The organism is Carnobacterium funditum DSM 5970, assembly GCF_000744185.1.
Classification (GTDB): Bacteria; Bacillota; Bacilli; order Lactobacillales; family Carnobacteriaceae; genus Carnobacterium_A; species Carnobacterium_A funditum.
On the sequence record NZ_JQLL01000001.1, the window covers coordinates 575,556 to 599,947 of the forward strand.

24 protein-coding genes are annotated in these 24,392 nt (G+C 32.5%); 7 read left to right on the plus strand and 17 right to left on the minus strand.

The window, feature by feature from the left end; all coding sequences use genetic code 11:
- Window positions 1-76 precede the first annotated feature (76 nt).
- The 5 genes from glnA to BR44_RS02550 form a co-directional block, all read right to left on the minus strand.
- The gene (glnA, locus tag BR44_RS02530; RefSeq protein WP_034550375.1) at window positions 77-1,417 is read right to left on the minus strand and encodes a type I glutamate--ammonia ligase; all 1,341 of its coding nucleotides are present in this window, start codon (window positions 1,415-1,417) and stop codon (window positions 77-79) included.
- A 230-nt stretch (window positions 1,418-1,647) separates the two neighbouring features.
- Window positions 1,648-2,898, minus strand: a complete 1,251-nt coding sequence (locus BR44_RS02535) for a methionine gamma-lyase family protein (protein WP_034550377.1) — start codon at window positions 2,896-2,898, stop codon at window positions 1,648-1,650.
- A complete protein-coding gene (gene hflX / locus BR44_RS02540) occupies window positions 2,895-4,142 on the minus strand; it encodes a GTPase HflX (RefSeq protein WP_034550379.1) in 1,248 nt (415 codons plus the stop codon). The genes BR44_RS02535 and hflX overlap by 4 nt, the downstream gene beginning before the upstream one ends.
- Window positions 4,143-4,169: 27 nt before the next feature.
- Complete coding sequence (gene miaA, locus BR44_RS02545) at window positions 4,170-5,108, minus strand: tRNA (adenosine(37)-N6)-dimethylallyltransferase MiaA (RefSeq protein WP_034550380.1); 939 nt, start codon at window positions 5,106-5,108, stop codon at window positions 4,170-4,172.
- 24 nt (window positions 5,109-5,132) lie between these two features.
- Window positions 5,133-5,864, minus strand: coding sequence for a glycerophosphodiester phosphodiesterase (locus BR44_RS02550; protein WP_034550382.1), 732 nt, complete (start codon window positions 5,862-5,864; stop codon window positions 5,133-5,135).
- A gap of 412 nt (window positions 5,865-6,276) precedes the next feature.
- On the opposite strand from BR44_RS02550, the gene BR44_RS02555 reads away from it, so the two are divergent.
- Window positions 6,277-6,507, plus strand: a complete 231-nt coding sequence (locus tag BR44_RS02555; RefSeq protein WP_034550384.1) for an excisionase family DNA-binding protein — start codon at window positions 6,277-6,279, stop codon at window positions 6,505-6,507.
- Window positions 6,508-6,559: 52 nt separating this feature from the next.
- On the opposite strand, the gene BR44_RS02560 is transcribed toward BR44_RS02555, so the two are convergent.
- The 8 genes from BR44_RS02560 to rpmG form a co-directional block, all read right to left on the minus strand.
- Entirely contained in the window at window positions 6,560-6,955 is a 396-nt protein-coding gene (locus BR44_RS02560; protein ID WP_034550386.1) for a rhodanese-like domain-containing protein, read from the minus strand.
- Between the two features lie 112 nt (window positions 6,956-7,067).
- On the minus strand, window positions 7,068-8,168 hold the full coding sequence (locus BR44_RS02565; protein WP_034550388.1) for a YqgU-like beta propeller domain-containing protein: 1,101 nt from the start codon (window positions 8,166-8,168) through the stop codon (window positions 7,068-7,070).
- A gap of 172 nt (window positions 8,169-8,340) precedes the next feature.
- The gene (locus tag BR44_RS02570) at window positions 8,341-9,336 is read right to left on the minus strand and encodes an ROK family glucokinase (RefSeq protein ID WP_034550390.1); all 996 of its coding nucleotides are present in this window, start codon (window positions 9,334-9,336) and stop codon (window positions 8,341-8,343) included.
- Between the two features lie 21 nt (window positions 9,337-9,357).
- The gene (locus BR44_RS11700) at window positions 9,358-9,561 is read right to left on the minus strand and encodes a YqgQ family protein (RefSeq protein ID WP_034552842.1); all 204 of its coding nucleotides are present in this window, start codon (window positions 9,559-9,561) and stop codon (window positions 9,358-9,360) included.
- A 15-nt stretch (window positions 9,562-9,576) separates the two neighbouring features.
- Window positions 9,577-10,278: a rhomboid family intramembrane serine protease gene (locus BR44_RS02580; RefSeq protein WP_034550392.1), complete on the minus strand. Its 702-nt coding sequence runs from the start codon at window positions 10,276-10,278 to the stop codon at window positions 9,577-9,579.
- Window positions 10,279-10,537: 259 nt separating this feature from the next.
- Window positions 10,538-10,843: a hypothetical protein gene (locus tag BR44_RS02585; RefSeq protein ID WP_034550395.1), complete on the minus strand. Its 306-nt coding sequence runs from the start codon at window positions 10,841-10,843 to the stop codon at window positions 10,538-10,540.
- Window positions 10,844-10,921: 78 nt separating this feature from the next.
- Complete coding sequence (locus BR44_RS02590; protein ID WP_034550397.1) at window positions 10,922-11,482, minus strand: 5-formyltetrahydrofolate cyclo-ligase; 561 nt, start codon at window positions 11,480-11,482, stop codon at window positions 10,922-10,924.
- A gap of 110 nt (window positions 11,483-11,592) precedes the next feature.
- A complete protein-coding gene (gene rpmG / locus BR44_RS02595) occupies window positions 11,593-11,742 on the minus strand; it encodes a 50S ribosomal protein L33 (RefSeq protein ID WP_034536796.1) in 150 nt (49 codons plus the stop codon).
- Between the two features lie 233 nt (window positions 11,743-11,975).
- Here rpmG and BR44_RS02600 point away from each other — a divergent pair, with 233 nt between their 5' ends.
- Together BR44_RS02600 and BR44_RS02605 are read left to right on the plus strand one after the other, a co-directional pair.
- Complete coding sequence (locus BR44_RS02600) at window positions 11,976-12,326, plus strand: FeoB-associated Cys-rich membrane protein (protein ID WP_034550400.1); 351 nt, start codon at window positions 11,976-11,978, stop codon at window positions 12,324-12,326.
- A gap of 23 nt (window positions 12,327-12,349) precedes the next feature.
- Window positions 12,350-12,844, plus strand: a complete 495-nt coding sequence (locus BR44_RS02605; RefSeq protein ID WP_034550402.1) for an MltG/YceG/YrrL family protein — start codon at window positions 12,350-12,352, stop codon at window positions 12,842-12,844.
- A 62-nt stretch (window positions 12,845-12,906) separates the two neighbouring features.
- Here BR44_RS02605 and BR44_RS02610 read toward each other — a convergent pair whose 3' ends face one another.
- Complete coding sequence (locus BR44_RS02610) at window positions 12,907-15,012, minus strand: peptidoglycan D,D-transpeptidase FtsI family protein (RefSeq protein ID WP_034550403.1); 2,106 nt, start codon at window positions 15,010-15,012, stop codon at window positions 12,907-12,909.
- 154 nt (window positions 15,013-15,166) lie between these two features.
- On the opposite strand from BR44_RS02610, the gene BR44_RS02615 reads away from it, so the two are divergent.
- Together BR44_RS02615 and BR44_RS12125 are read left to right on the plus strand one after the other, a co-directional pair.
- On the plus strand, window positions 15,167-17,929 hold the full coding sequence (locus BR44_RS02615; RefSeq protein WP_245592981.1) for a YfhO family protein: 2,763 nt from the start codon (window positions 15,167-15,169) through the stop codon (window positions 17,927-17,929).
- 148 nt (window positions 17,930-18,077) lie between these two features.
- Entirely contained in the window at window positions 18,078-18,332 is a 255-nt protein-coding gene (locus BR44_RS12125; protein ID WP_425393571.1) for a pentapeptide repeat-containing protein, read from the plus strand.
- A gap of 269 nt (window positions 18,333-18,601) precedes the next feature.
- Here the strand turns inward: BR44_RS12125 and BR44_RS02625 are convergent, their stop codons facing one another.
- Window positions 18,602-19,210 carry a superoxide dismutase gene (locus tag BR44_RS02625; RefSeq protein ID WP_034550406.1) on the minus strand — a complete coding sequence of 203 codons (609 nt, stop codon included), beginning with the start codon at window positions 19,208-19,210 and terminating at the stop codon, window positions 18,602-18,604.
- 205 nt (window positions 19,211-19,415) lie between these two features.
- On the opposite strand from BR44_RS02625, the gene BR44_RS02630 reads away from it, so the two are divergent.
- Window positions 19,416-20,207, plus strand: a complete 792-nt coding sequence (locus BR44_RS02630; protein ID WP_169740187.1) for a DUF1189 domain-containing protein — start codon at window positions 19,416-19,418, stop codon at window positions 20,205-20,207.
- Window positions 20,208-20,282: 75 nt separating this feature from the next.
- Here BR44_RS02630 and BR44_RS02635 read toward each other — a convergent pair whose 3' ends face one another.
- Window positions 20,283-21,632 (minus strand): DEAD/DEAH box helicase, encoded by a 1,350-nt coding sequence (locus tag BR44_RS02635; protein ID WP_034550412.1) that lies wholly within the window; start codon window positions 21,630-21,632, stop codon window positions 20,283-20,285.
- 312 nt (window positions 21,633-21,944) lie between these two features.
- On the opposite strand from BR44_RS02635, the gene zwf reads away from it, so the two are divergent.
- Window positions 21,945-23,429, plus strand: coding sequence for a glucose-6-phosphate dehydrogenase (zwf, locus tag BR44_RS02640; protein WP_034550414.1), 1,485 nt, complete (start codon window positions 21,945-21,947; stop codon window positions 23,427-23,429).
- 93 nt (window positions 23,430-23,522) lie between these two features.
- Here the strand turns inward: zwf and BR44_RS02645 are convergent, their stop codons facing one another.
- Window positions 23,523-24,386: an aldo/keto reductase gene (locus BR44_RS02645; protein ID WP_034550415.1), complete on the minus strand. Its 864-nt coding sequence runs from the start codon at window positions 24,384-24,386 to the stop codon at window positions 23,523-23,525.
- Between the last annotated feature and the right edge of the window lie 6 nt (window positions 24,387-24,392).

Here is a 24,392-nt window from a genome sequence, read left to right on the forward strand (position 1 = left end):
GAACAACCATTTGGCTGTTCTTTTTTTAAAAAAATTTCATCTACTTAAGTTCTTACCAACATCAAATGTAATTTGTTTAATATAAAGTCATATATTTTTCTTGTTCCCATTCAGAAACTTGTTCACGATAAGCTGCCCATTCTACTTTCTTCGATGTAATAAAACTGTTATATATATGTGAACCAAGTGCATCTTTAACTATTTCATCTTGACTCAAATATTTTAAAGCGTTGTGCAGCGTTGTTGGTAAATCAATGATTCCTTTTTCATGACGCTCTTCAGAAGTCATACGATAAATATTGCGATCAATGGGTGCTGCAGGGACCATTTCATTTTTAATTCCATCTAATCCTGATTTTAATAGGACTGCCAATGCAAGATAAGGGTTAGCACTAGGGTCAACACTACGTAACTCAATTCGAGTAGACATACCACGAGAACTTGGTACACGAATCAGAGGTGAGCGATTACGTGCGCTCCAAGCTACATAAACTGGAGCTTCATAACCAGGAATCAACCTTTTATAAGAGTTGACCGTCGGATTACAAACTGCCGTATAAGCTAAAGCATGATGTATTGTTCCAGCTAAAAATTGGTAGGCAACTTTACTTAATCCTAAATCATCAGATTCGTCACAAAAGGCATTGCCGTTTTCGTTAAATAAAGACATATTAAAATGCATTCCTGAACCACTTACACCTTCTAAAGGCTTAGGCATAAAGGTTGCATGCAATCCATGTTCACGAGCAACCGTTTTGACAATTAATTTAAAAGTCTGAATATTATCACAGGCTTCCAGAGCATCAGCGTACTTCCAATCAATTTCGTGCTGTCCAGGAGCTGCTTCATGATGACTAGCTTCAATTTCAAAACCTAAGTCCTCAAGGTGCAATACTATTTCACGACGGCAATTTTCACCTAAATCAGTTGGAGCGAAATCAAAGTAACCAGCATTATCGTTTAATTCAAGTGTTGGTTTGCCATTTCCATCTAATTTAAACAAGAAAAATTCAGGTTCTGGTCCTAAATTAAACTCAGTAAAGCCCATTTCTTCCATTTCCTTTAAAGCATGTTTTAAATTTGTACGTGGATCACCAGCAAAGGGCGTATCATCTGCATTATAAATATCACAAATTAAACGAGCAACCTTCCCATTTTCACTTCCTATTTCCCATGGGAAAATCAACCAAGTACCTAAATCTGGATATAATAACATATCACTTTCTTCAATTCGGACAAAACCATCAATAGAAGAACCGTCAAACATCATTTCATTATTTAATGCTTTATTTAATTGACTGATAGGTACTTCAACATTTTTAACAGTTCCATCTATATCAGTAAACATCAAGCGTAAAAAACGAACATTATTTTCTTTTGCGTTGCTGACTATTTCTTCTTTAGTAAAATTTTTCATAATTATAAAATTCTCCCTTTCATAGTGGAGCTTTTTTTATTTTCTTCGTTTATTACTTTACCAAGGCTTAATGTGATTGTCAAAATTTTTATAACATGTACATGTTAGTTTTTAAGCTATGGTTAAATGAGTAAACCAAAAAAAAGTAATGCTAACTATCACAACAAAAACTATGATAGTTAGCATTACTTTTTTGATAGCATGTTTTATACTATCTTTTTAAAATAATTTTAAAAAAATAATTCTGAAACTGCTGAACTAACTGCTAATTTAATATGCTCATAAGTCAGACCACCTTGAACATAAAGAGTATATGGTGGACGAATTGGACCATCGGCCGTTAATTCAATACTAGATCCCTGTATAAACGTTCCAGCAGCCATGATTACATCATCTTCATAACCAGGCATATAAGAACCAACTGGCGTTACATGAGCATTAATTGGAGAATATTTTTGAATGGTCTGCGCAAATTGAATCATCTGCTCTTTATCATTTAATGAAATCATTTGTATGAGATCTGTTCTTTCATCATTCCACTTGGGAGAACTCTCTATACCGCATGATTCTAAGAGAGCAGCGGTATAGACTGCCCCTTTTAAAGCTTCCCCAACTACATGAGGAGCCATAAAAAAGCCTTGATACATTTCTTGTAGACTATATAAAGAAGCTCCAGCTTCTCGGCCAATTCCAGGGGACGTTAATCGGTAGGCACAAGCTTCGATTAAATCTAACTTACCAACAATGTATCCACCCGTTTTTGCTAAACCTCCACCAGGATTCTTAATCAAAGAACCTGCTATTAAATCAGCTCCAACTTCTATTGGTTCTTTTTGCTCAACAAATTCGCCATAGCAATTATCAACAAAAACAATCACTGATGGATCAACAGATTTGACGAATTGAATCATTTCTTCAATCTTTTCAATTGTAAAAGAGGGACGATCAGCATATCCGCGCGAACGCTGAATGGCTACTACCTTTGTTTTCACTGTCATTTTGTCTCTTACTTGTTCTAAATCAACACTACCATCTTTTAAGAGCTCAACGTAATCATAGCCCATCTGGTATTCTTTAAACGAACCAATGCCTTTTCCAGTCACACCAACAATTTCTAATAAGGTGTCATAAGGAGTTCCAGTAATATATAATAAATCATCACCAGGTCGCATAATACCGAATAAAGCCGTTGCTATTGCATGAGTTCCAGAAATAATTTGTGGTCGAACAAGTCCTGCTTCTGCTTTAAATACATCAGCATAAATTTCTTCTAGAATATCTCGACCATAATCATCGTAGCCATAGCCCGTTGAAGGATTAAAATTTTGTTCAGTTACCTTTTTATACCTAAAACTTGATAACACCTTAAATTGATTTGACAAAGCATTTTCATGTATTTGTTCATGAACAGGTTTGATTTTTTCTTCAACATTTTTTATTCTTTTATTTAACGTTGTATCATATTGGCTATTCCAACTCATTTTAATTGATTCTCTCCATTCCACTTTGACTCTTTTTTGATAAATCCCTTAACGAGATAATTATTTGCTTCTTCTACATATTCCTCTGATGTTAACAGCGTTTCTTGTTTCAGACGGACCAATTTATGCCCCTCGGATACGTTAATCCTAATTTGATAAGGAATCATAATACTTTTCATTCGATTTATAATCTCCTCTAGCAAGATTACTACATCGGATGAATCTCTTGCTGATATGAAAACATTAGGAAACAATCCAGGTGAAAATAACTGATCTGCTAAATCTTTTTTATTATAAACGGTTAAAAGCGGAATATGATCCATACCCAAATCTTTTAATAATTTTATTACCGTTCTCTCATGCCCTGCCATATTTTCAGCAGAAGAATCAACCACATGCAATAATAAATCAACATTGCGTGTTTCTTCTAAGGTTGATTGAAAGGCTTCAATCAGCTCAGTTGGTAAATCTTGAATAAATCCAACTGTGTCAGTCAATGTTACCATTGTCCCTGTCGGCAATACCAGTTTTCTTGTTAAAGGATCCAAGGTAGCAAATAACTGATCTTCTTCATGCGTATCTGCTTGAGTAAGAGCATTTAATAATGTCGATTTCCCAGCGTTCGTATAACCAATCAAACCAACTTGAAATATCCCACTTTCTTTACGCTGTATCCGACTTCGACTACGATGTTTTTCGGTTTCTTTTAATGTTTTTTTAATATCGTTAACCTGGTCACGAATATGACGACGGTCTGTTTCTAATTTCGTTTCACCGGGACCTCTTGTTCCAATACCACCACCTAAACGAGATAAACCGATTCCTTGTCCAGCTAAACGAGGCAACATATATTGTAGCTGGGCTAACTCAACTTGTAATTTACCTTCCTTACTTTTAGCACGCATGGCAAAAATATCTAATATTAGTTGAATTCGATCAATAATTTTTATATCAATCACTTCTTGAATATTTCTAGTCTGTCCAGGAGTCAATGCTTGATTAAAAATCACCACGTCCGCTTCCGTTTCTTCAACTAGCTGAGCTAACTCTTCTAATTTGCCTTTTCCTAAAAAGGTACGAGAGTCGACACGCTCTCTTTTTTGCGTCAACTCTCCAACAACTCTTCCTAATGCTGTTTCTGTCAATTGAGCTAATTCTTTTAAAGAATAGGTGAAATCAGAATTTGTTTCTCTTGTTTGAACTCCAACTAACACAACTTTTTCTTGTTCTTTTTTTGTTTCCATCTCTATGACCTGCCTTTCTTTTTATAGCTACACAGTCAAAAAATAGTTAATTTCTTCTTTTAATTTTATTTCAGTTTCTGGTTCTTTTACTAAATCCCACCAACTAACATTTTTAGTTCGATTTCTAAACCACGTTAACTGTCTTTTAGCGTATCTTCTTGAATTTTTTTGAATTTCAGTAACCACATTTTCAATAGATTCCTCTTTATTAAAATACGGAATCCACTCCTTATAACCAATCCCTTTTAAAGCTTGAGCATTCTGGAGATTCTGGTCAAATAACCATCGGGCTTCTAACTCGAGGCCTTCATCAATCATTTTGTACACACGTTCGTTAATACGATTGTATAAAATAGAACGATCCGTAGTTAAGCCTATTATTTTTTCATCAAATAACGGTTCTTTGTCTTCATGTTCTTCTTGGTATTTAGAAAAAGGAATACCAGTCGTATGGTGAACTTCTAATGCACGAATAACACGTCTTACATTATTAGCATGGATTGTTTTCGCTGCTACTGGGTCCAGTTTCTCAAGTTCATTCCATAAGTGCGTTACACCAAAAAGCTCAGCTTCTGATTCTTTTTGTACACGAAAAGCTAAATCACTTTTTCCAGCGCCTCCCAAACTAATATCATGTAATAGGGATTCAATATATAGGCCCGTCCCACCGACAATAATCGGAATTTTACCTCTAGCTGTAATGTCTTGAATCAATCGTCTTCCTTTTTTTTGGAAATCAGATACCGTATAACTTTGACTAACAGTTACTTCATCAATTAGATGATGAGGTATTCCCGCTTGTTCTGCTATGGATACTTTTGCTGTACCTATATTTAACTGCTTGTAAATTTGCATTGAATCCCCGCTGATGATTTCACCATCGTATTCTTTTGCCAATGCAATACTTAAACTGGTTTTCCCGACTGCAGTAGGACCGACAATCACAATAACTTTAGATCTAGCCACTTTTTTTCTCCTTTAACATACAAATTATTTCTCATTTCGAATAGCAATAGCCTTTTTTGGAAAATCTGTAAAAATACCGGTTACTTTTTTATTGAAACAATAAATTAAGTCTTCTTCACTATTAATCGTCCAAAGTCGGACTGGAACTTTTGAAGTTTGATCTAAATCAACACTTTTAAACCATTCCAAACTAGGATGCCACATTTCGACAAGAATACGCTGATTTAATAGGGTTCTATTTTCTCCATAATCTTCGAACAATAAAGCAATCTCAGCTTTTTCATCTATCTTTTTAAGTCGAATAAGACTCTGATAATTGAAACTTGAAAAAACAACTGAGAATGCATTTGATTGCTTACGAAGTATGTCTAAAACTTTTTTTTCAATACCTTTATAAGCATACTTATTTGTTTTAAGTTCAATATTCAATAGACCTTTAAATTGAGTCTGGTTTAATAAATCTACCACCTCTTGTAAACTAGGTATGGAACACATTTTATAGTTTGAGTTGAACCAACTACCCATATCCAACATTTTTAATTCTTCTAAAGAAAAATTTCGAACTAAACCTTCTCCGTTACTCGTTCTATTTACCGTTTCATCATGGATAACAACCACATTTCCATCGCTGGTTAAATGAACATCTAATTCAATCCCGTCACTTCCTACTCGAATAGCTTCTTCAAAGGCAATTAGCGTATTTTCTGGATGAGTCCCTTTACTTCCACGATGAGCGATAATCTCAGTTTTTTTCATAATTTTACGCTGCCAAAAATCTTGAAATAAGACATTCCATTAGGCAACTCAACCTCTCCTTTCTACAGACAACTATTCACCTTGTCGCCATCTTATAAAAGTCGATTACTTGATTAGTTAATTTTAAAAACACTATTAGAATAGTGTTTATTATTAAATAAAACAACTAATAATGTCTATAAATAATTGTGTTTTTTTTAGGTACTTCTAGTTTTATTTGTTTGAAATCTAAGAAAATAATGATTCCATTAGAACTGAATAAAATAAAAGATAACATCTTTATTGTAACACAATAGCTGAAAAAATCGGTATACTATCGGTATACTTAAGTACAGATAGTAAAGTCATTACTCGTTTTTCTGTTTGATTTGGCGTAAAATAGAGTTAACCAAAATGAATGGAGGGTTGTCAAATGTATCTAACACTTGAAGAAACCGCAGAGTATTTGGATATTGAAATTTCGGAAGTTTATCGTCTTGTTCGTGAAAAACAAATTCGTACTGTATCAGATGGGGAAGATTTTTTGGTCAATAAGCAACAATTCAACCTATATTTAAAATCATTAGAAACATACAAGGCAGAAATACAAGATTATTTGAACGAATTGCCTCCAGAAGATATTGATATCAAAGACGAGGATTAACATTAATCAAATAGATAAAAAAATCGCCTCTTTAAAAGAGACGATTTTTAATCTATTTGTGTTTTTTAATTTTACCCGTCCAATCACGGTAACCGCCCTTCAAGCGGTACAATTCTGTGTAACCAGCCTTATGCAACCTAACAGCTGCTCTGCTACTTAATGTTTTATTGTAATCATAAAGATAAACAGGTTGATCTTTTCTAATTTCAACCATTCTTGTTTTAAATAAAGAATAAGGTATGTTTCTAGCTCCAAGAATATGTCCAGCATCAAAATCATTTTTTTCACGAACATCTATCAATTGAACCCTACGCATTTCTTTTTTAAATTCTGCAGCAGTCAATTCGACTGATGCACGTTTACGGTTAAAATATTGAAAAAGTTCATAACCGCCCCATACAATAATAATAATCAATAAAACAATGTTCAATATTACATTAGCGTTCAATTCAAAATACCCCTCTCATCTCATACTCACATCAATAATTGTACACAAGAGAAAGGCGTTTTACTAGTTTTTTTTACAAATAAGCTTAAGTTTGTCGATTTAATAAGAAAAATTACTCAGACTGAATTAATGGATATAACTTTTGTTTCTCTAAGTCAATCATATATTCATAACGCCAGCCATAAAGACTGTAATTTCCATCCTTTGAGATACTAATTGGCGCATTATCGGGCAAGTCAATAATTGGCTCAATTTTTTGCGTGTCAAAATTTAGCTTACTAAACTGAAAATCTCCAGACTTTATTTCTAACTGTGTTGAATTCTTGGCAAATATCCCATAAATGGCTTGCTCTCTACTTGATTGAGTTAAATAAGGAAAAACTAAGCGATCATTCATTGAGACTTTTGGAATGGTTATGAAACCATTATCTACCATAAATGGATATTGTCGATTTAATAATAATTCATCTTTACTAAAGTCAGATGGAGAAAACGTAATAAAAGTATCGTTGTTTAAATAAAAATCTGCTACTTGACTGCGGATTTGAGTAACTTTTTTTGTACGGATATCTCCCATATACAAATTACCTGTTTGCAAGGAAAAGTCATTTAGGTTGTCTACATACAGATAAAGATTTGCTGAATACCAAATGGGCGTTAATGAACTAGATTTGACATCCGTTATTTGATTGGTTTTGATATCCCATTTCTGAACAATCATTTCTTCTTCGTGCTTATAATAAGAAATAAACAAATTATTCTGATCAACAGGATTCCAATTTATATTTAAATAACCATTCGTTTGAATAGTCGTTTTTTGTTCGATTGTTCCGGAAAGGTTGATTATTTTTAATTCCCGATTATCCTCACCAACAGTTTGAATAAATATTTTTTGTTTGTCTTCTGAGATAACTGCCGTTAATATAATAGCATCAGCCTCATACACTGTAGTCAATTTTCCATTAAATAGGTTAAAGAGATACAACATATCTCTTTTTTCTTTCACTGCATGAACAAGAACTTCTTCATCAGATACCCAACCAATAATTTTTCTAAAGTTCTCATATTCAAGAGGAAGTTCATGGAGAACTTTTTCTTTTTCCTTTTTTTCAGGAATGGTTGATGCTTTGCTGCAACTTATTAAAAAGAATACGCAAAAAAGCAACATTAACATTAACGTTAACTTCATCATAGTAGCTATAGCTGTTTTCATGTTATCACCTTTTGTTTCTGGTTATTATTAAGCTGGATGCTACCTACCTCTTTCTTTATTCAATTGCGATAACTAATTATAGCATAGCCTTTTTTCTTTAGCTTGTTTTAACTATTGGTGTACTTCAAAAAAAAAAGAGCAGTTCAATTAACTGCTCTACCAATAATTTATTTTAATGAGAACCTTTTTGAAAATCATCTTTTTTAGACATGAGTTCTTTTATTAAAGAACTTGCACCGATAACACCAGCATCATTTCCCAATTGCGCTAAACGAATTTTACAGCTATTTTGAACTGCTGGAAAAGTAAAGGTATTAAAATAATCTTGAATTTTATCAAGTAAAAATTCGCCAGCATTTGAGACGCCACCACCAATTACAATCGTGGAAGGGTTTAAAATGTTGGCTATATTTCCACAGGCCAAGCCTAAATAAAAAGCTACTTTATCTATTACTTTTACTGCTAAGTCATCATTTTGTTTAGCATAATCAAATACATCTTTAGCTGTTACAAGCTGACCATCATCGATGGCTATTTTCAATTTTGATTCTCCAGCATATTTATCTGCATAATCACGTGCTAAACGCACCACTCCAGTTGCACTTGCAACGGTTTCAAGACACCCTTTTTTCCCACAAGTGCATTGATAGCCCTCTGGTTCAACCGTAATATGGCCTACTTCACCGGCAGCACCTACCGTTCCGTGCAATAAATTTCCTTCTGCCACGATTCCACCTCCAACTCCGGTGCCTAAAGTTAGAAATACCATATTGTCACCATTTTCTCCCGCACCTTTCCAACGCTCACCAAGCGCAGCTACGTTGGCATCATTATCAATCGCAAAAGGAATACCTGTTCCAGACTCTATTATAGTTTTCACTGGCTGCAATGATTTCCAATTAAGATTATAAGCACCCGCTACCGTACCATTTACTCGATTTACTGTCCCTGGAGAACCCATGCCAATTCCAATAAAATCATCTTTTGACATGTTATAGCGTTCAATGTGTTCATTAATAGAATTTACAATAGATGGAATTATTTTAGATCCTTCATCAGATATATCAGTTAAAACACTCCATTTTTTCTGAATTTCTCCCGTTTCAGTCAATATTGCTAATTTAACTGTTGTTCCACCCAAATCAATTCCAATTAATTTTTTTGACATAACTTTTTCCTCCAGTATTTTTCATTTTTCTTTTTCTTTTTCTATACTGTGCTCTTTTTTTAGAATTAGAAGCGCTTTAAAATATTCAGTGTCTTCGATTAAACCTTGATTGTGTATTTTTTTCAACTCAATCATCATTAGTTCAATGTCCCACATTCTCTTACCAACATATATAAAAATACCGTACCTCTTTAAAATCTGTTGAACATCATAAAGTGTTTTCAAAAAAATCACCGTCTCTTATCCTAATAGTAATTGGATTCTCCAATAACCTAAAGCAATCAAAAAAATTGATAACATAATAAAAATCCCCGCATACAAAAGACGTTTCTTTAGTGAATTTGACGATGAATCTTTGACGCTAATTGCCGTTGAAAGGAGATAACCTCCAGCAAGTCCACCGATATGCCCTGATAAATCAATAGTTGAGTCGAAAACACCAAAAACTAAATTAATAACGACTAAAAGCAAAAAATTTCGCGCCATCTGTTGAATGGCAGGATTATATGGATAAATTTTCCCTAGTACCAAAGAGGCTCCAAACAGCCCGAAAATTGCCGTACTCGCTCCAGCTGAAATAGAATTATTAAACGCAAAGCTAGCTATGTTCCCTGCAAAACCACTTAATAAATATATTAATCCGAAGCGCCAATGACCAAAATAATTTTCTAATTGAATGCCCAAAAAATATAAAATAACGGAATTAATGAGCAAATGCATCCAGCCTATATGTAAAAACACCGGTGTAATCAAACGCCACCACTGTCCTAAAACAATAAAAGGATTAAACTTTGCCCCATATTCAATTAAAGTATTTGTATTTGTGCTTCCCCCATTAAAAGTCATTAAGATAAATAAAATAATTTGAATACTTAAAAATAAATAGGTTAGTAAGGGCTGTCTGAAAAAACGCTTTACTTTCATTTGTGTTTGATAATCCAATAGCTTCACTCCAATCTTTAGCCTATTTAAACAACAGTATATACAAATACAATGCATTTTTAAAATAGAAACTATCGTCTAATTATAACATATAAATAAACCGTTCACGCCAACAAAATTTAGACAGTTCATTTTATTTTTTAAGTATTTATATGTACTGCAAAAAAATTGTATTTATAGCTATTATTTTTTTATAAAAAAACCCCAGTATAGACAATATTCTGTCCAGTCGCGGGGTGAATTCTAATAAAAGTTGATTTTATTCCATGTTTTTGATGTTTTCACTTAAACTCTTAACAGCTTCTAGATTATGGCTTTCTTTTTTTTTGTTTTCTGATTCTTTCCAAACATTCCTGTTATTTTCTGCCATTTCAGAAAAAGACGTCCTTACCGAAACAATCTGCAAGGGATTCACGTAGATAGATTCACCTTCTATAGTTTCTAATAATATTAATCTATTATCCAATAAACCATCTTCCGTACTCATCACTTCGATAAAAGCACTTTGAGATAAGTCAACATTTAGTGAATAGCCATTACTAAAAAAAACTTCACATGTTTCCATTCCTAAACCACCCTTTCATTAGCTAATAAAAGTATACCAAATGAAATAGTAGACAACAAATAGAAGAAACCGTATTTTTCATTTCTTTGTGTTAATTATCTTTTCAGTTGTAATCAAAAAATCAATTTGGATATCAAATGAGTCGACTTTAAATGAATTTATTTTTTGTTCATTTAAAACTAAAGAGATTGTTTTTCCTTTATAATCTGCTAAGAACCGATCATAATATCCGCCACCAAATCCTATTCTAAAACCAGATTCACAATAAGCTAGTCCGGGAACCACAATTAACTCAATCTCAGACTTTGAGATTGCTAACAAATCAGGGATTGGTTCTCTAAGCCCAAAAGATGAGATTTCTATTGGCGTGTCTTTAGTATAAACAACAAAATCCATCTTTCTATCTTTTTTAGCACGAGGAATAACAACTACTTTATTCTCAGACCAAGCTTTTTCAATTATAACTTGGGTGTCTAATTCTAAATCCTGAGACATCGTTACCGCGATAGTCTTTGCGTTACTCCATTCAGAAGTTTGAAATAAAGTTTTAATTATGACTTCTGCTTGTTTTTCTTTTTGTTCAACGTCCAATTCGTTAAGTTGTTTAATCACTTTTTTTCGAATGTTCTTTTTTTCCATATTAAACTGCCTCCAAAAAAAAACGCTAAGAATATAATATCCTCGCGTTTTTGCTATTTATACATAAAAAGGTTTGTTGTGAAACAAAAAAAACAACAGAAATTCTGTTGTTATTTTGTTTCACGATGTAAAGTAACAACACGTTCGCGAGGGCAATATTTCTTAAATTCTACACGATCCGGATTATTACGTTTGTTTTTCTTTGAGATGTAATTACGTTCTTTACATTCAGTACATTCCAATGTGATATTTACACGCATGATTTTCCCTCCAAGCAATAAACAATATTTGAAGTTACATTTCGTAAACTTCTGACTTAAATATCATATCATTTTTTTTTGAAACATGCTAGTATTTTTTTTAAACATGTAAAGTTTTTTTACTTTACGTCACTTACCATTTATTAATTAAATTAAGTTTATTTTACAAACTACTTTTATAAAGTGAAATATGTTAAAATCATTTTGAAGTTTAAATAAAAGAGGTGAAAATAGTGGACTTATGGATAATAGTTATTATCTTGTTAGTTGTTGCCATTGCTTTAATTGGATGGTCTTTTTATAAAAAAGATAATGGTGAAGCAATTAAGGAAGAATTTGAAGAACTTTCTCTACAATTATTACAAGATATCTACGGATTAAAAAAACGTATTTCTGTTTTAGAAGAAGAATTAAACATTCATACAGAAGAAAAAGCTGTATCAGCAAAAATTCATGATGTATTGAAAAAGCACGTCATTACCCTTTATACTCAAGGCGTTTCTTCTGAAGATATAGCAAACCAAACAAGATTATCACAAGCAACCATCAAAGTTGTGATAGATGAATACATTGACAAAAAATAAAATTAGAACAAAGGAGTTTTTAAATGAGCAAACCTGCATTACGTTTTTTAGCACTTGGTTTCTTAATCTCTGCCATTGTTCTTGCCGGGCATCGTTTCTTTCTATACGAACCTCAATTAAATGCTGAAAATCCGGTTACTGTCGAGACCAAAAAACCAAGTAAAGAAGAATTGTCATATAAAGAGAAATATGAAGAGTTATTAGCTGAAACAGAAGTAGCTGAATTAACTAAAGAGAACTCAACGAGTTCTGATAGTTCAACTAACCTTGAATCTGATGAAAAAGCAGATGCATCAAAAAAAAATACTGCAACTAAAGCAACAATCATTGTAAATAATGGTGATCCAAGTAGCGTCGCAGTGCAACAAATAAAAAATCAAGGCATTATTGAGGATTCTGCTGAATTCGAAAAATTTCTTGATCAAAATAATTATATCTCATTAATTAGACCAGGTACTTACGAAGTTTCTAGCGAAATGGACTTCCAACAGATTGCAGATATTTTAATGGATCGTTAAAACAAAAAAATATAAACCTGTTAGCTTTATGACAAGCTAACAGGTTTATATTTTTTTATTGTTTATTCAGTTTCATTTTTCTTTGTATCTGCATCTAGATTTTTATATTCTCCTACGCGGAAGTAAGCATCCAAAACTTGACGACCAATTTTTGTATTTTCACCATTCGTATTGCTTAAAGGTAAATATGGAACGACGACTGTTACAGTTATTTCTGGATTATCAAACGGTGCATATCCAATAAAAGTACGGTTAATAACCGCTGATCCGATTGCACTTTCTACTGGCCCATAATAGCTAGCTTCAGCTGTTCCAGTTTTTCCGGCAGCTTCATATTCAGCTCCAATAAAAGCTCCTCTTGCAGAACCGTTTGCTCCATTTACTACTTGATACATTCCTTGTTGCACACGAGAAAATTCAGTCTTACCTACATTTACTGTATTTAAAATTTCTGGTTCTATCTGTGTTTCAATATTCCCCAAATTCCCATTCTCATCTGTGTTTCTAATTTCATCCACGATTCTAGGTGCGATTCTTTTCCCACCATTAGCAAGCGTGTTAACATATTGACTCATTTGAATTGGCGTATAAGTATCATATTGACCAAATGAGAAAAACAACGGTTCAATTCCATCAGTTCCGGGGCCAACAAATCCTGAACCTTCGTTTGGCAAATCAATCCCAGTTTTCAATCCTAAACCAAATTGTGCATAATAATTCCTTAATTTAGATACAATTTTTCCTCCATCAATATTTAATGTACCACCCGGTGTATAAGTGTATTGGCCACCCATGCGCATAGCAACTTTTGACATGTAAACGTTCGATGAACGTTCGAGAGCTGAAATATCATTGAGTTCCACACTTCCACTTCTATTAAATACTGAACTAATGGTTTCACTACCTGGGAACTTCAACGGCTCATCAACAAGCGTGTTGTCATCAAGCGTTAAAACACCATCCATGTATCCAGCTAAAACGGTAGCCGGCTTAACAGATGACCCCACTGAAAAGGCTCCGTTAATAGCACCTAAAGCATGATCTTCAATTTCGCCTGTTTCCGAATTTATTTTTTGACCGGTCATCGCCATTATTTCACCTGTATTTGGATCAGATGCAATAACATATACTCTATCATTTAAACCTTGTCGATTTTGTTTTAATGAATTACGAGCGATATCTTCAACAATTTTTTGGAAATTCATATCGATTGTTAAGACGAGATTATCCCCTTTTTTTCCAACGTAACTTTGAACCGTATTAACAATATCTCCATTTTGATTGGTTTCTGTAGCAGATTTTGATTTTGATCCACTAAGTACTTGTTCATACTGTAACTCTAAGTCGCTGCTACCTACACGGTCATTTCTAGCATATCCTTTTGCGAGATAGGTTGCTGCTTTATTGTCTGGTAACCCTTTTGATTCAGTTGTGACTTTCCCTAAAATACTTCCTAACATATTACCTCGTGGGTAGGTTCTAACCCAATCTGTTCCTGTATCTATTCCTGGTAAAGTTAATAAGTTTTCACTTACTTTAGCTACTTCTTCATCTGTTACATTTTCACTTTTAATATTAATAGTTGACAGTGCATAGGCCCCGTTCATTCTTTTAAAAATAGCAGCTGCTTTTTGTTCCTCAGTTGAAAGCTGGATATCTTCATCCGTTATATAACTGATTTGTGCTTGGTAAAATTCAGTTCCTGTTAATGCCAACTCTTTTTTTGATAATCGTTTATTTAGATTTTCTTCATTTATTGCTATCCAAAAATCTTGTAAATCTCTTTTTGATAACTCAAATTTTTTATCTATTTCTAATTGCGTCGTATGTGGTATATCTATAAACTTAGCTAATTTTGAAGCTAGAGTTGCCATATCTTTTGCGGATACTCCCTTGCCTCTTGTATAAGTTATAGCTTGTAGTGGATTATTTCCTACTAATTTTCGATATTGACTGTCATAAATTTCTCCCCGAGGAACAGTTCCTGTTGCTAACGTAGTTTCTGTACGTTGAACTTGTGTTTCGAATTCTTCTCCTTGTACTATTTGCAAATAACCTAACCGTAAAATAAGGGCTGCAAACAACAAAAAAACGGTGAAAAACAAAAGATTTAAACGAAAAGGAATATGCGACTTTTTTTTATTGCTTTTCTTTTTATTCGATTTCAATATAGCACCTTCCTATTCAACTTAACTTTGTCTATTGTAACAAATTGTACCAAAATTAACCATTGAATGACTGAAATTTTAATTATTCCTTATTAATTTATGCTATTCTAGAGATTGAATAACTATATATAGTTTAATGACTTATTCTATTGGAGTGATTATATTGCAATTTTCTATTAAATCTCTTTTTAACAATCAGTGGCCTTTATTATTAGCATTTTTTATTCCAGGTTTTATTCTAGCTGGAATTTATATTGTACAAGGTGTTTATCCTTTTGGGAACAGTTCTCTACTGACCGTAGATTTAGGACAACAATATGTTGATTTTTTTTCTTATTATCGACAAACTTTTTATGAAGATCCCAGCAGTTTTTTTTATTCTTTTTCAAAAGCAATAGGTGGGGATATGGTAGGACTCTGGGCATATTATTTAACCAGTCCATTTAATCTTATCTTTTTGATTTTTCCACAAAGTCAAATTTCTTTAGCTATTACTTGCTTAACCCTATTAAAAATTAGTCTAGCTGGTTTAAGTTTTGGATGGTTATTAAAAAAATCTTTTAATGGTCATGGGTTTATTTTAGCAGCTTTCTCTGTTAGTTATGCCTTGATGGGCTATACCATTGTAAATCAATTGAATGTCATGTGGCTTGATGGACTTATTTTTTTACCATTAATTGCAATGGGCATTGAAATCCTGCTCTTTGAAAGAAAAGGATTAACTTATTCTCTCTTTTTGGCATTAGCTTTATTTTCCAACTATTATATAGCGTATATGATTTGTCTTTTTTTAGTAGGTTATTTTGTATTTCGTTTGGTTGGTATGTCCTATTTACCTAAATTAACATTTAAACAAAAAATCAAAGCAAATCTATCCTCTATTTTATTATTTGGATGGCATTCTTTACTTGGAGCAGGATTGAGCGCATTTTTACTTTTGCCTACTTTTTATTCTCTTTTAAAGAGTAAAGCTAGTTATACTAAATTAATTTTTGATTGGGATTTTTCTTTTCCATTTCACGAAATGTTATCTAAGTTAATGATTGGTGCCTTCAATTTTGATCAGATGCCTTCAGGATATCCAAATATTTTTATTGGTAGTCTAGCTCTTATTTCTTTTGGTTTTTATTTTTCTAACCGATCTTTTCCTCTACGCGAGCGAATAACTGGATTGTTACTGATTGTTTTTTTTGTTGTATCGATGAATTTAAAAGCATTTAATATGGTATGGCATGCTTTACAATACCCTATTTGGTACCCCTATCGATTTTCTTTTGTCGTTTGCTTTTTTATGATTTTAAATGGTTATAGAAGTTTTATGAAGATGCACGGTTTAAGACCACTTGAAACATTTTTTAGTGTTATTTTAATAACTATAATAGGAATAAGCGTATATGAAAATGAGTATGATTTTATTCAACCAAGTCAAATTGTCTTAACTATCGTATTTAGCTTGCTAATTATCTTTATGCTCATAATCAAACCACAACGTTACTATTGGCTTCCTTTTATATTTTTTCTAGTAACCCTCATTGAAATGGGAGCAAATGCACAGATTGATTTATCTCGTTTGAGTTATGTTAAACAAGATTCTTTTTCAACCTACCAGCATTTGTTAAATTCCGACATTTCAACTATTAAAAATAAAGATTCTGACTTTTATAGGATTGAGAAAACTTTTTCTAGATCTAAAAATGATAGTTTTCAAGCTAACTTTCCTAGTGTTTCCCATTTCAGTTCTACTTTCGAAAGAGAAATACCGAATTTTTTCGGTCACCTTGGATTACCAGTTGGTGATGGTTTTGTTTCTTATTCCAATGGAACGTTGCTTACTGATTCAATACTAGGAATTAAATATTATATCAGTGAGCAAAACGAACTTTATCGAGGACCTCAAGGGAAAACAGGCTTGCTAAAAAAAACTTCATTGTTGGAAAAAATAGAAAATAACCAAACAGCTAATTCTATTAATACAAGCTTTCAACTTTCTTTAATTCAAACTAAGCCTGATTTGCGTGCCTACCAGCCCTTTCATGAATCTGATAAAACAGTTTTATACGAAAATCCTTACGCACTCCCAATTTTATTCGGTAGCAACAAAGAGATTTTAAATATTAAACCAATCAGCAATCAGCCTATTCAGTTTCAAGAAGATATATTACGTTCTTTAGCGGGATTATCCAATAAAACTGAACTATTCATTCCGACTGTCTTTGACACGACTGTTTATCAAAATGTTTCTGTAAGCCATTCCTCTCAAAATCAGTCTTACGTAAAACAAATTTTTAATGAAGATGCGTCTGTCACTTTTCAGTTTAAACCAGAAACAAATGATTCGTATTATCTGACATTAGACCCCAATGTCAAAGAAGAAGATGTCACTTTTTATTTGAATGGTATCCCATTTACTCAATACTCCACTTATCGTGATTTATTGGTTTTAAATCTAGCTCATTTAAATAAAGATGATACGATTACTTTTAAAGTAGCACTTAAAAAATCTAGTCTATCACTAAAAGATTTTGAATTGTATCGGCTAGATCAAAAGTTGTTCTCTTCGGCGATTAAAAAATTACAACAAAATAATCTAACTATAGAAAATCAAAGCAATACCTTGATTCAAGGAAACCTAACCATTCAACCTGATCAACAACTCCTTTTTACTTCTATTCCTTATAGTCAAGGTTGGTCAGCTTTAGTTGATGGTGTACCAGTGGAAACTAAAAAGGCTTTAAATAGTTTGTTGGTTATACCAATTAAGTCTGGAAAACACTCAATAACATTGAAATACCAGACTCCTTGGTTAAAAGAAGGCATTATTTTAACCATTATTGTAGTAGGCGTTTTACTACTTACACATCTAATTGAAAAAAAGGTTGCGTATTGCAACATATATGAACGAGGCTATTCTGAGTAAAAAAATAACCATTAAGATACCTTCTTAATTAGTACCTGCAGATTTTAATAACTTAACGGACGAGAGTTTTTATGTGGGTGTTATTTTTAAAAATTGTACACTTACTGATATTACTTTTGAAAAAGTTTGCTTTAAAAATGTTGCATTCGTGAATGTCAATTTTAAACAGTATGTTTTTTATCAAATAGAATTAATCGCTGTTCATTTTGATAATTGCGATATTAGCAATACAGAACTGATTGAATCAATCATTCAATGCACTCACTTTTCAAGCACTAAACTTTTTGGAACAAACTTTGCTCAATCTTCTATGATGGATGTCTTATTTACTAGATGCTTTGCTAATTATAGTTCTTTCAATTACACTTCATTAAAAAAGTTAGTTTTTACAAGACTACTTTAAATGAGAGTGACTTTTTTGAGATTAATCGGAAAGAACTTTCTTTTAATCAATATGATTTAAATGAAATCAATTTGATGCAAACAAATTTGAATACATTGGATTTAAGTTCCTCTACCTACTTTCGATAAATTTGGTGTTTCTATTAATTTGCTAAAAGGAATTACCTTACGCGGTGTGCAAGTCTTAGTTATCGTTAGTACTTTAGGCATTAACATTAACTAAAAAAACCCTTAGAAAATGATCATTTTCTAAGGGTTTTTATTTATTAATTATTTTGCTGCTGCGTAATTTTTTGCTGCTTCATCCCAATTAACTACATTCCAAAAAGCTTTGATGTAATCAGGACGCACGTTTTTGTAATTTAAATAATAAGCATGTTCCCATACATCAAGTCCCAAGATTGGAGTTTTTCCTTCTGATAATGGAGAATCTTGATTAGGTGTTGAAGTGATAACTAATTTGTTTTCATCTAACACTAACCATGCCCAACCGGAACCAAATCTTCCTGCTCCTGAAGCTGCAAATTCTTCTTTAAACTTATCTAAGCTACCAAAAGTTGATTCAATATCTTCTTTTAATTTCCCAGTAGGTTCACTTTTACCATTTGGAGAAAGAATTTTCCAAAAGAAGCTATGGTTGACGTGTCCGCCTCCGTTATTGCGAACTGCAGTACGAATATCTTCTGGAACAGCATTTAAATCAGAAATTAATTCTTCAATTGATTTTTTTGCTAATTCTGGATACTTTTCAACTGCTTTATTTAAATTTGTAACATAAGCATTGTGATGTTTATCGTGGTGTAAGTGCATTGTCTCTTCATCGATAGTTGGTACTAATCCATCATAAGCATAAGGTAGTTCTGGTAATTCATAAGCCATAGTTAAATTCCTCCACGTGTTTATATTATTTTTTCTCTGTTACCATTTAAATGTAACACCTTTCATAATAAAATTCAAAGTCTTTGCTTACAATTAATACAATAAATTATTTATTCATTTTAAAGTAGATTTTATTAGCAATCATTGAGTTTTCTATTATAAAAGCTTACAATAATAAAGAACGATTTTTATCAAACTATTAGGAGTGATTGATATTCAACTTTTTAACTTAATGAAAGCTTCTTTTTTTAATCCAGAAAAGTTAAGCTCGGCACGTACTTTAAATAAGAAAAAAATAATACTGTATTTAGTCATACTTTCTTTCATTACAGCTATCCCAACTTGGATTCAAGGAAATCAATTATTAGCTGACTTTAAAAGAGACGGCCAAAAAATAGCCGAACAATTGCCCTCTTTTAAAATAGAAGATGATAAGTTAGTAACTGAAGAAAGTACTAAAAGCTTTATTTATCAGACAGATTCAATTATTTTTACTTTTGATCCTACCGGTGAACAAACAGCTGAAGATGTTGAACAGAATACTATTGGTACAACAATAGGACTTGCCTTACTTAAAGATGGTTTATATCTCAGTGCACCAGGCTATCCTGGAAATATATCTTATTCTAGAATGAATGGACTATCAGATACTTTTTTTAAAGACTTAGTACTAGGAATGCAAAGAGTTAATATTTTAATCCTAATCTTTTCATTTATTTTAATTTGGTTAGCCAGTTTAGTGATTGTCATCATCTATAATTTACTTTACACGGTTTTCGCTAACCTAGTAGCTACTTTTAGTCGTCGTTCTCTTCGTTTTTCTGATAATTGGAAGATCGTTTTATTTGCATCTACTTTACCTACTGTTTTCTTCGCTCTATTGAATAGTTTTCAGTTGACTCCTTATTTCCAACTTGAAGCAACGTTAGCTATAACGACTTATTTCTATTATCTATCCATAAAAAAAATACCTAAAGAAAAAACAATTAAAAAGTAAACCAAAAACCAGTGTGTTACATTTTATTATGTAACACACTGGTTTTTTTGAAGAATTCAATTACTATTCTTTATTTTATTTATTTTTGTTTGCTTTTTTTATAGCATTTGCTTGTGAACGACGCTCTGTACGGCGTTTTTTCACATTACTTGCTTTAATGACTCGACCCATTTTTTTCTTATATCCTGGTTTGATATTCTTTTTAGCTTTTTTCAACATTCCTCTAGTTTCGCCATCAAGAGATTCTGTTTTTTTCTTTTCACGTTGTGCTCGTCGTTTACGGTCAAAGGTATCAACAATCTCTCCATGTTTGATACTTTTCGGTTCAAATGTAATCCCCATTTTTTCAATATCAATGACAAGGTTTTCCTCGCTTGGTGAGTACAATGTAATAGCTGTTCCTTTTAAGTCCTTACGACCTGTCCGGCCTACTCTATGAATGAAAAAATCTAAGTCCCGAGGGATTTCAGCATTAATTACATGAGAAACTCCATCGATATCAATACCTCGAGCAGCTAAGTCTGTTGCAACAACAAATTGGTAGTCTAAGTTTTGAACTTGTTTCATCACACGCTTTCTCTCACGTGGCGGAATATCTCCATGAATTTTGGCTACTTTAATTCCTCTTGATTTTAATCCTTCAGCTATTTCATCTACTTTTACTTTTGTATTGGCAAATATCATCACTAAATACGGTTGTCCGATTGTTAACAGCTCATAAATAACATCAATTCTCTCACGGCCTTTTGTAGAAATAAGCCAGTTTTCAATATTCTTAGAAATAATGTCTTTTGGTTGAATTTGCTCGTATAAAGGATTATCCATATATTTTTTCAAGAAAGGTTTTAACTTATTTGGGATAGTTGCTGAGAAAATGAGCATTTGCAATTCTGTTGGTAATTTGCTGGCAATTTTATCGATATCTTCTAAAAATCCCATATCCAATGTCATATCGGCTTCGTCTACCACTAAAACAGGTGCTGTATAAATTAGCAAAGCTTTTTCATTCATCAAATCTAAAATCCTACCTGGTGTTCCGATAACAATATGAGGTTGTGTTCCTGCTAATTTAGCAATTTGACGTTTTTTATCTGTGCCACCTACATAAGTTTGAATGTTAATTTTCTCTGGTGCATTCTCTACTAATTGTAAAGCAGCTTTAGATATTTGCTCAGCTAATTCTCTACTTGGTGTAGTAATAACAACCTGGACTTCTTTTTTGGCAGGATTAATGCCATCAATTAAAGGCAATAAAAATGTATGTGTTTTACCTGAACCAGTTTGGGATTGTCCGATAACACTTTTCCCTTTTTTTATAGCTGGAATAAGTTTTTCTTGTACTTCTGTAGGTTGTGTAAAACCTATTTCGTTAATTGCTTCTATTAAAAATGGTTGTATGCTAAATCTTTCAAATGTATGTTCCATCTATTCGTACGCCTCTTTTCTATCGATACTCTCTTGCATCTGTTACATTATAACATAATTCCACTTGCTCCGTTAAGAAATTGTTCATTTTGATGAGTCATTGCCATTATATATAAAGCCTAGATTTTCTATCTTATTAATCCCTTGAACTTTTTAGCGGTATTTCACTTCCATTATCTCAAAAATAATTAAACATGAATAAACTAGAAAAATTGATTCCTATATCATATACTTGTATAATATAAAAGATAACCCTTTTAGGGGAAACATTAACTAGTAGTGTTATATCGATTGAAGGAGTGATTACGGCATATGAGTAAAGAAAAGAACGGTCTATTCACCATATTTGGTGGAACAGGAGATTTAGCAAAAAGGAAATTATATCCTTCTCTTTATCGATTATACAAAAAAGGATACCTTAAAGAAAAGTTTGCAGTCATTGGTACTGCTAGAAGAGAATGGACTGATGATTTTTATCGTGAAGTCGTTGTTGAGTCAATCCAAAATATAACTGAATCACATGAGCATGCAATAGAATTTGCAAGTCATTTTTATTATCAGTCTCATAACGTAACGGATATAGAACACTATGATACCTTAAAGAAATTATCCGAAAAACTGGATAAACAATATCAATTAGAAGGAAATCGCTTATTTTATTTAGCAATGTCTCCTAATTTTTTTGGTGTTATCTCACAAAATTTAAAGGACCGAGACTTAATAACAACTACTGGGTTTAATAGATTGATTATTGAAAAACCATTTGGTCAAGATTTTGAAAGTGCCTTAGTATTAAATAATCAAATCAGAGCCTCTTTTGAGGAAAACCAAATATACCGTATAGATCATTATTTAGGGAAAGAAATGGTTCAAAATATCTCAGCTATCCGATTTGGTAATTACATGATTGAATCAATGTGGAATAGTCGTTACATTGATAATATTCAAATTACATTAGGTGAATCTCTTGGCGTGGAAGAACGTGGTGGATATTACGATACGAGTGGTGCTTTAAGAGATATGCTACAAAACCATATTTTACAAATCATTTCTTTATTAGCCATGGAACCCCCTACTCGCTTAAAAGATAAAGAAATCCGAACTGAAAAAATTAAAGCCTTGAAAGCTGTTCGACTATTAGAACCAGATGAAGTTTCAGACTACATGATTAGAGGTCAATACGGTCCTAGTCACAACGATATTAGCAAAAATTTAAATGGGTATCGTGAAGAAATGAATGTTGCACTAGATTCTCAAACAGAAACATTTGTTGCCGGAAAAATTATGATTGATAATTTTAGATGGACTGGTGTTCCCTTTTATTTCCGTACTGGGAAACGATTAACTAAAAAAGGGACACAAATTGATATTGAATTTAAAAACGTTCCGTTAAACTTGTTTGATAATAATGATGAACCTTTACCGGCTAATGTTCTTACCATTTATATTCAACCTACAGAAGGTTTTTCTTTAGAATTAAACACTAAAAAAATAGGTCTTGGTTTAGCGACAGAAACGTTACAGCTAGAGCATAAATATTCTGCTGAAACTACTGCAAATAGCCTTGAAGCCTATGAAAAACTTATTTTAGACTGTTTAAATGGAGATTCAACCAATTTCACTCACTGGGATGAAGTGGCGACTTCTTGGAAATTTGTTGATATTATCCGTAATCAATGGGACAAAGAAAAAGTAGATTTCCCTAATTATGCCAGTGGGTCTATGGGACCTATTGATAGTGAACAACTATTAATTAAAGACGGTTTTAAATGGCATTGGTGTCCTAACAAAAAATAAATGCTATCAGCTAGAATAATACAGTCATTTTTATAATCAAATAAGATAAAACCACAAAAAAGGATTTGGCAGATTAAACGCCAAATCCTTTTTTCATTTTATTGGTTTAGTAGATGTTGCTCTGAGTCGTTCTTGATTATCCGGATCTCCACCATAACGAGTTTCTGTATTCAGTGAAGCAATCCTATCCATATCTTCTTGAGTTAGAGTAAAATCATCTAGTTCACTATTTTCCTTAATTCGATTTCTATGAACAGATTTAGGTATGATAACTATACCACGTTCTAAATGCCAACGTAAGACAACTTGTGCTGGGGTTTTGAAATATTTTTGACCTATTTCAGCTAAGATAGGATGAATTAATAACTCTGATTTTCCTTGTCCTAAAGGTCCCCATGCCTCGTGGATGATTCCATTTTCTTTCATATAGTCATGCAATTCATTTTGCGGGAATTCAGGATGAGTTTCAATTTGGTTAATCATCGGCTGTAGTAGGCCTTCATTCTTCAATTCTTTTAAGTGATGGATTTGAAAGTTTGAAACACCAATAGCTCTAATTTTCCCGGCTTCATATAACTCAATCATGGCTCTCCATGTATCTACAAACTTTTCTACAGGCCAGTGGATTAAATATAAATCCAAATAGTCTGTTTCTAATTTATCTAATGTTTCTTGAAAAGCTATTTTTGTTTCTTCGTATCCTTGATCATAATTCCAGACCTTTGAAGTTAAAAAAATGTCCTCACGTGAAATACCAGCTTCTTTTAGTCCCTTTGCAACATACTCTTCATTCTCATATATTTTAGCTGTATCAAAGTGGCGATAACCAAATTCAACAGCGGATTTGATTGCTTCGATTAGTTCATTTTCATCCTTCATTAAAAAAACACCTAAACCTATCTTAGGAATTTCAACTCCGTTGTAACATTCATAACTATCCAACAATGCATAATTCATTTACCA

Excerpts from the sequence above, each read along its gene's own strand:
- BR44_RS02565 (WP_034550388.1), bottom strand. The coding sequence starts at position 8,168 with ATGAAAACAGCTATAGCTACTATGATGAAGTTAACGTTAATGTTAATG.
- BR44_RS02605 (WP_034550402.1), top strand. The coding sequence starts at position 12,350 with ATGAGCAAACCTGCATTACGTTTTTTAGCACTTGGTTTCTTAATCTCT.
- BR44_RS02555 (WP_034550384.1), top strand. The coding sequence starts at position 6,277 with ATGTATCTAACACTTGAAGAAACCGCAGAGTATTTGGATATTGAAATT.
- BR44_RS02570 (WP_034550390.1), bottom strand. The coding sequence starts at position 9,336 with ATGTCAAAAAAATTAATTGGAATTGATTTGGGTGGAACAACAGTTAAA.
- rpmG (WP_034536796.1), bottom strand. The coding sequence starts at position 11,742 with ATGCGTGTAAATATCACATTGGAATGTACTGAATGTAAAGAACGTAAT.
- BR44_RS02550 (WP_034550382.1), bottom strand. The coding sequence starts at position 5,864 with ATGAAAAAAACTGAGATTATCGCTCATCGTGGAAGTAAAGGGACTCAT.
- BR44_RS02645 (WP_034550415.1), bottom strand. The coding sequence starts at position 24,386 with ATGAATTATGCATTGTTGGATAGTTATGAATGTTACAACGGAGTTGAA.
- zwf (WP_034550414.1), top strand. The coding sequence starts at position 21,945 with ATGAGTAAAGAAAAGAACGGTCTATTCACCATATTTGGTGGAACAGGA.
- glnA (WP_034550375.1), bottom strand. The coding sequence starts at position 1,417 with ATGAAAAATTTTACTAAAGAAGAAATAGTCAGCAACGCAAAAGAAAAT.
- hflX (WP_034550379.1), bottom strand. The coding sequence starts at position 4,142 with ATGGAAACAAAAAAAGAACAAGAAAAAGTTGTGTTAGTTGGAGTTCAA.
- BR44_RS02635 (WP_034550412.1), bottom strand. The coding sequence starts at position 21,632 with ATGGAACATACATTTGAAAGATTTAGCATACAACCATTTTTAATAGAA.
- BR44_RS02590 (WP_034550397.1), bottom strand. The coding sequence starts at position 11,482 with ATGGAAAAAAAGAACATTCGAAAAAAAGTGATTAAACAACTTAACGAA.
- BR44_RS02585 (WP_034550395.1), bottom strand. The coding sequence starts at position 10,843 with ATGGAAACATGTGAAGTTTTTTTTAGTAATGGCTATTCACTAAATGTT.
- BR44_RS02625 (WP_034550406.1), bottom strand. The coding sequence starts at position 19,210 with ATGGCTTATGAATTACCAGAACTACCTTATGCTTATGATGGATTAGTA.
- BR44_RS02535 (WP_034550377.1), bottom strand. The coding sequence starts at position 2,898 with ATGAGTTGGAATAGCCAATATGATACAACGTTAAATAAAAGAATAAAA.